At 60.7% G+C, this 7,026-nt stretch carries 8 protein-coding genes; 5 read left to right on the forward strand and 3 right to left on the reverse strand.

The window, feature by feature from the left end:
- Positions 1-93 precede the first annotated feature (93 nt).
- From ACX3P1_RS27515 to ACX3P1_RS27525, 3 genes are all read right to left on the reverse strand, one after another.
- Positions 94-507: a nuclear transport factor 2 family protein gene (locus tag ACX3P1_RS27515; protein WP_459082895.1), complete on the reverse strand. Its 414-nt coding sequence runs from the start codon at positions 505-507 to the stop codon at positions 94-96.
- 43 nt (positions 508-550) lie between these two features.
- Positions 551-1,507, reverse strand: coding sequence for an agmatinase (gene speB, locus ACX3P1_RS27520; protein ID WP_459082897.1), 957 nt, complete (start codon positions 1,505-1,507; stop codon positions 551-553).
- 82 nt (positions 1,508-1,589) lie between these two features.
- The gene (locus ACX3P1_RS27525) at positions 1,590-2,261 is read right to left on the reverse strand and encodes a TetR/AcrR family transcriptional regulator (protein WP_459082899.1); all 672 of its coding nucleotides are present in this window, start codon (positions 2,259-2,261) and stop codon (positions 1,590-1,592) included.
- A gap of 92 nt (positions 2,262-2,353) precedes the next feature.
- Between ACX3P1_RS27525 and ACX3P1_RS27530 the strand changes: the two genes are divergently transcribed.
- From ACX3P1_RS27530 to ACX3P1_RS27550, 5 genes are all read left to right on the forward strand, one after another.
- On the forward strand, positions 2,354-3,427 hold the full coding sequence (locus ACX3P1_RS27530) for a polyamine ABC transporter substrate-binding protein (RefSeq protein ID WP_459082901.1): 1,074 nt from the start codon (positions 2,354-2,356) through the stop codon (positions 3,425-3,427).
- A gap of 106 nt (positions 3,428-3,533) precedes the next feature.
- A complete protein-coding gene (locus ACX3P1_RS27535) occupies positions 3,534-4,367 on the forward strand; it encodes an ABC transporter permease (RefSeq protein ID WP_459082903.1) in 834 nt (277 codons plus the stop codon).
- 4 nt (positions 4,368-4,371) lie between these two features.
- The gene (locus tag ACX3P1_RS27540) at positions 4,372-5,157 is read left to right on the forward strand and encodes an ABC transporter permease (protein ID WP_459082905.1); all 786 of its coding nucleotides are present in this window, start codon (positions 4,372-4,374) and stop codon (positions 5,155-5,157) included.
- The gene (locus ACX3P1_RS27545) at positions 5,154-6,221 is read left to right on the forward strand and encodes an ABC transporter ATP-binding protein (RefSeq protein WP_459082907.1); all 1,068 of its coding nucleotides are present in this window, start codon (positions 5,154-5,156) and stop codon (positions 6,219-6,221) included. Before ACX3P1_RS27540 ends, ACX3P1_RS27545 begins: the two co-directional genes overlap by 4 nt.
- Before the next feature lie 3 nt (positions 6,222-6,224).
- Entirely contained in the window at positions 6,225-6,938 is a 714-nt protein-coding gene (locus ACX3P1_RS27550) for an MBL fold metallo-hydrolase (RefSeq protein WP_459082909.1), read from the forward strand.
- Positions 6,939-7,026: the final 88 nt, after the last annotated feature.

The raw sequence follows: 7,026 nt of genomic DNA on the forward strand, positions 1-7,026 counted from the left end.
TTATGCGGCATGCAATCAATCCTGTCCGGCAGGTACAACCTTAATACCCGCCAAAGCCCGATCCCTGCAACAACGTCCCTGAAATGGAAGCCTTCAACCTGTCTGCAGGGACAGATGTTCATGGGCTGCAATCCATTTCCTGTCCCGCATGACGAACAGGATTGTTTCGCGCTCACGATTGGTGAACGTTCCAGCTTTGGTGCGCGCCCGTGTTTCGACCGCATGCGTGAACAAGGCCGTATCCCCCAGGACCCTGACGTCCTGATCACTGGAGACGCAGCCGAGAATCTGGAAGCCGGTGTCTTCCACCCAACTGTCCCACAAGCTGCGGTAGGCCTCAGTGCTGGTCAGGCGTGTTTCGTGATTGTGGAAAATGAAGGTCGCGTCAGGGGCAAAGCATGCGAAATAGGTATCGACCGCGCCGCTGCCGAACGCCTCCACGAGGGAGGTGGCTGCCGCCAGAACCTCTTCTTCTACACCGGTTCTCGCAGCAATGTCTGGCGTCAAATCCCTGTCCTCGTTTTCATGCGTGGGTGTCGTGCGTGTGATGTCAAACGGCCGTTCTCGTGACGCCAGGTAGAATGCACAGCATCTCATAGAGCAGGTTGGCGCCGATGAGCGCGGTGTTGCCCGAAGGGTCGAAGGGCGGCGAGACCTCGACGAGATCGCCGCCGACGATGTTGAGGCCGGCGCACCCGCGCACCAGTTCGAGTGCCTGCCAGGTGGTCAGGCCGCCGATCTCGACGGTTCCCGTTCCCGGCGCGAAGGCCGGATCGAGGCTGTCTATGTCATAGGTGATGTAGGTGGGTGTATCTCCGATCCTGCTCCGGATATCGGCGATCAACGGGGTAAGCGACTTGCCCCAGCATTCCTCGGCCTGGACGACCGTCCAGCCTTGCTTGCGCGCCCAGTTGAAGTCGTCAGGCGAGTAACCGGTGCCGCGAAGGCCGATCTGGAACACCTTGTCGTTGCGCAGCAGTCCGTCATCGAACGCCCGGCGGAAGGGCGTGCCATGGGCGATCTTCTCCCCGAACATCTCGTCGTTGATGTCGGCATGGGCATCGATGTGCACCAGCGCCACGGAACCGTGCTTCCTGGCGATTGCGCGCAGGATCGGGTAGGTCAGCGTATGATCGCCACCCAGCGTCAGCGGGATGCAGTCATGCGCCAGGATGGCGTCATAGGCCTGCGTGATGATGTCGACGGTCTTTTTCAGATCGAACGTGTTGATGGCGACATCGCCGATGTCGGCGACTTGCAGGCAATCGAAGGGGGCCGCTCCGGTTGCCATGTTGTAGGGCCGCAGCATGCAGGATTCGGCACGGATCTGGCGGGGGCCGTGCCGTGTTCCCGACCGGTTGGACGTGCCTATATCCATGGGGATGCCGACTAAGCAAGCGTCGAGGCCCGCGGCGGTCGGTTGCGCCGGCAGCCGCATCATCGTTGTCGGGCCACCGAACCGGGCCATTTCGTTGCCGCCAAGCGGCTGGTTGAAGCTGCGTGTCATGAAAAATCCTCCAAGGTCACATCCGTACCGGAACCTATGGATAGGACGGTAATCGGCTGCTTCGTTGCCGGGTCCAGCATATTCACTCCCTGACCCCCGGAATTTCGAGCGTTATTTTCTGATCTGTCCACGCCGTAGCCTGCGACGTCAGCAACGAGACGACCAGAGCGGTTTGCTTTTCCACTGCCAGCAACACGTCCTCGATATCGGCGGTTTCGTCCTTCACGAACCCCATGAACATCATGTTCATCGTGTTGAACAAGGTCCGCCCGGCAAGGTCGCAATCGACCCAGCCGCCGATCTCGTTGCGATCCTTGAGCTTGGTCAGAAGCCGGCAAACCTGTTGGCAAAGGCTTTCGTCGAGGCTGCTATAATGGCGTCCGAACGGGGATTGCGGGTGCAGGATCGACATCGACATCGCCGCGCGCCACATCTCCTTGCTCAGATAATGCAACGAATGCTGCAGATAGATTGCAAACAGGGTGTTGACGGCTGAAACCGCTTCGCGCGGCGGCTTGAGCACGACATGGTCGCCGGCGGCGATCACCTCGTTGACCTCGAGCGACACCACGGCGATCAGGATATCGCCCTTGCTTTCATAATAATTGTAGATCGTGCCGACCGACAGTTCCGCCTGTTCGGCGATGGTTTCGATCTTCACGCCCTCATAGCCAAATTCGCGAAAAAGCCGCGCCGCCGCCTCGACGATGCGATGGTGCCTGTCTGCCTTCTGTCGCTGTCTCAGTCCGGCCATGATGCGGATAAATATGAATTGACTCGTATTTATAATCAATTCATATTTTCACGAGAAGGCACGATTGTGAGGGTGCCTTCAGGGAGGAAACCATGTTGGGACAACGATTTTCTTTTGCCGCCGGATTGAAGGCTCTGGCCGTTTCGGTATCGCTCCTGGCGGTGTCGCCGGCCATCGCCACCGAGGAACTCAACGCACTGGTATGGTGCGACCACACCGATCCGGCCCTGATCGAGCCTTTTGAAAAGGCCAACGACGTCAAGGTGAACCTGAAGGTGTTCGAGGGCACCGGCGCCGGCCTGTCGCTCATCGATCAATCGCAGCCCGGCGACTGGGACGTCATGGTCATCGATTCCATCGATGTCGCGCGCATTGCCAAGGAGCGGTTCCTGCCGCTTGCGGACGACGCGCTGCCGCTTGCCGACCAGTTCCCGGAAGTGCGGATGGACGATGCCGTCGTTATCGATGGCAAGCGCTATGCCGTGACCGACAAATGGGGCTTCAACGCCATTTCCTACAACAAGAAGGCGTTCTCCGCCGAGGACGTGTCGACCCTGACCAAACTGACCGACCCGAAATTCAAGGGTCGCATCGCCATTTACGACTATTACCTGCCGGTGCTCGGCATGGCGTCGGTGGCGACGGGAACGCCGACGAAGGATTTGACCGCCGCGACGCTGCCGGCGATCAAGGATTTGATGCTGAAGCTCAAGGCGAACGCGAAGCTGGTGGGCGAAGTCGTCGCCAGCCAGACGGCGATCGCGACCGGAGAGGTTGATGTCGTGGTCGGTGCCGGCGAATGGGTGACGGCAGGGCTTCACGCGGAAAACCCGGACCTCGACTTCGTCATACCCGAAGAGGGCGGCATCCTCTGGTCGGAAGCAGTCGCCATCCTGAAGGACAGCAAGAAACCCGATCTGGCGCTCAAGTTCATTCAGCATATCCTGAGCCCGGAAGGCCAGGCGGCCCTTTCGACATCCTCCTGTTTCTGGGGAATGCCGGCACAGAAGAATGCCGCGCTTACCGACGAGCAGAAGGAAACGCTCAAATTCTCCTCCGACGTTCAGGCGAAGGATCTTGCAGCGTCGAACCGCTATCCGGCGCCGGATGCCGCGTTGGACAAGCAGATGCAGGACACCTGGAACGATATCTTGCAGGCTGACTGACTTGCTCCTTTGGCGGCGCGGGGGCGTTTCCACACGCCCCGCGCTTCGGTAGACCACCGCGCCTGGGATTTTCCAGGCGACACAGCATCGGCATGGCGGCGGCTTCATGACCCTGTTCGGCGCAAACTGGCGTAACCTGTTCCTGGTCGGTCCCGGCCTGGCTTTTACAGTTCTGTTCTTCTTCGTTCCACTGGCGGCGATGCTGGTGATCAGCCTGTCGGGGCCGGATGGCCTGTCGCTGGACAATTATCGGCATTTCATCACCCAGCCGAGTTACGTGCGGGCGCTGGTCAATTCGCTTCAGGTTACGCTTCTGGTCACGATCATCTCGATCCTCGTGGCTTATCCACTCGCCTGGATACTGGCTGAACGCGTGCCCGAACGCTGGCAGCGCATGGCCCTGCTGTTCACCATCCTTCCCTTCTGGACTTCCTATGTGGTTCGTTCCTACAGTTGGCTGCTGCTGCTGGCGGAGCGTGGCGTCATCAACCGTGCGCTGGTCGGAAGCGGGCTTATCGATCAGCCGCTGATGCTGGCCAATACGCGCACCGCAACCATCATCGGTTTCGTCCACTTCTTCGTCATGCTTTTGACGCTCACGATCTACGCCAATTTCAAGCAACTCAGCCCGAACTACCGCAAGGCGGCCGCCGATCTGGGGGCGAGCAGCTTTCGCATTTTTCTGCACATCATCCTGCCGCTCACGCTGCCCGGCATCGTCGTCGGCGCGTTCCTGACTTTCGTGCTCACCATCGGTGACTACATCACGCCCCAGCTTCTGGGCGGCAGCAACGAATTGCTGATGCCTCAACTGATCATCCAGCAGATCGGGCGGCGCGCCGACGTGCCGCTCGCCGCAGCACTTTCGGGGATCCTCATGCTGGTCATCTCGCTCGCCTATCTGGGCTGCGCCCGCTGGCTGAAGCTGGAAAGGACGTGATCGGATGAAGCGGCTCGCCGATCTCTTTTCCGGGGCGTACGTCGTGGTAACGTATGTGTTCATCTACATCCCCGTGGTGGTGCTTGTCCTGTTTTCGTTTCAGGCTACCCGGTTTCCCATCCCGCCTTTCACCGGCCCGTCGCTGCGCTGGTATGGCGAAGTCTTCGGCGACTCAAAGCTCACCGGAGCCATGTGGAATTCGGTTCTGGTCGGCGGCATCTCGTCGACCGTATCCGTGCTGCTCGGCTTTCTCGCCGCCTATGGCTGCGCCCGCATGCGAAGCCGGGCAGGAACCGTGGTGCGCGGCCTGATGATCGCGCCCCTGTCGGTCAGCTATCTGATCATCGGCATGGGGCTGGTGGTCATGTTCAATGCGCTGGGCATCTCGAAGTCGTTGCTGGCGGTCGGCATCGGGCATGTGGTGATCAATCTCCCGCTCTGCTTTGCCATTTGCTACAGCCAGATGGGAGACGGCATCATCCGTCTGGAACAGGCGGCCCGCGATCTCGGCGCGCGCGAATGGCAGGTGCTGGCGCTGGTCGTCGCCCCGGTGCTGTGGCCGGCTCTCGTCGCGGGCTTCGTCTTGTCGCTCACCCTGTCCTGGGACGAATTCCTGATAGCATTCCTGCTCGCGCGTTTTGAGACGACGCTGCCGGTCGAGATATGGACGCTCTTGCGTTCCGGCCTAAATCCGAAAGCCAACGCCATCGGCGCGATCGTCTTTGGCGTCTCGATCCTTCTGGTCGTTCTTACGGAGCTGGCCGTGTTCGGCAGGAGAAAAAGAAAATGACCCATGCCGCCGTTTCCACCGTTAATGTATCGCACAATTTCGGTGCGCTGACTGTCTTGCATCAGTTGTCGCTCGACATCGCGCCAGGGGAATATGTGGTTCTGCTCGGGCCTTCGGGGTCGGGAAAGACCACGCTTCTGTCGATCCTCGGAGGGTTTCTCGAGCCGACCGAAGGGCGCGTCCTGATAGACGGCCGCGACTGTACCCGGATGCCGCCAGCGAAGCGGCCCACCACGACCGTCTTCCAGGACTACGCCTTGTTCCCCCACATGAGCGTCGGCGCCAACGTCGCCTTCGGTCCGCGCATGAGCGGCACACCCAGATCCGAGCGCGACGCCCTTGCGCGCGAGACGCTGTCGCTGGTCGGCCTCGATCAGTCTTTCGACAAGAAGCCCCACCAACTGTCCGGGGGACAGCGACAGCGTGTGGCGCTCGCTCGCGCGCTGATCATGAAACCCAAACTGCTTTTGCTGGACGAGCCTTTGGGTGCGCTCGACCTCGGCCTGAGGCGGCAGATGCAGGATGAATTGAAGGCGATCCAGAAGCGCGTCGGCACCGCCTTCGTGCATGTGACCCACGACCAGGAAGAGGCAATGGCGCTGGCCGACGTGCTGCTGGTGATGCAGAACGGCCGCATCGTGGATCAAGGCGATCCGGAGCGGATCTACGCCCGGCCATCGACGCGGTTCAGCGCGTCGTTCATGGGCGAGAACACGCTGATCGACGGCGAGATCGTCGGCTTCTCGGAGGCGGGTGCTACCGTGCGCACCCAGCTTGGCGAGCTAGAAATTCCTTCCACCGGCCACCACAAGGAGGGAACGAAGGTCACGGTCGCCGTGCGCCCGGAAAACCTGCGGCTGGGTCCTCCCTTGCCGGGAGCGATAATCTTGGGGCATGGCGTCGTCGTCGAAAGCGTTTTTCAGGGGAGCTACCGGAAGGTCGTCGTGCATTCCGACAGCGGACCTGCATTGCAGCTCAAACTGCCGGCCGAGCAGGCGATTTCGATCGGCGACCGGCTTCAACTTCATGCGCAGCCGGCCCATCTCGGGCTACTGGCGGACTGACCGATGGTGCTCGTGGCCGAGAAGGACTGGTACGAAACGATCCCTTTCGCGGATGGCATCACGCTTATCCACGAGCCGTGGATAAAGCCCTTTTTTCGCTGCAATATGTGGCACATCCGCGGCCGGGATCGCGACGTGCTCGTCGATAGCGGCCTGGGGCATTTTCCGCTTCGCCGCAACGTGCCCTTGCTGTCGGAGCGCCCGCTCGTCTGTGTCGCGTCGCACGCGCATTTCGATCACATCGGATGCCATCACGAATTCGGCCAATGCTGGATTCACCTGGCGGAGGCGCACATCCTGCGTGAGCCGCGACCCGAATGGACGCTCGCCGACCCGTATGCAAGCGACGCCATGTTCCTGCGGATGCCGCATGGGTGGGATGCGTCGGCCTATAAGGTGAAGAGCGTGACGGCCGATCGGCTGCTTTCGGACGGGGATATGATAGACCTTAGCGACAGACAGTTCGAGGTCATCCACACGCCGGGACATTCACCCGGCGGAATCGCGCTGTACGAGGTGTCGACCCGGACGCTGATCGCCGGCGACATCGTCTATGACGGCGATCTGGTGACGGATACTTTTCATTCCAACCGCGATGATTATCGACGCTCGCTTGAGCGCCTTGCACGTCTGCCGGTTTCCATCGTCCACGGCGGGCATTTCCCCAGCTTCGGCCCGACGCGGCTGAGGCAGATTATCGACGCTTACCTGGGATAAGGGACCGCCACGACGTTGTTGCAGGGATCGGGCTTTGGCGGGTATTAAGGTTGTACCTGCCGGACAGGATTGATTGCATGCCGCATAA

The organism is Mesorhizobium sp. A623 (genome assembly GCF_054489405.1).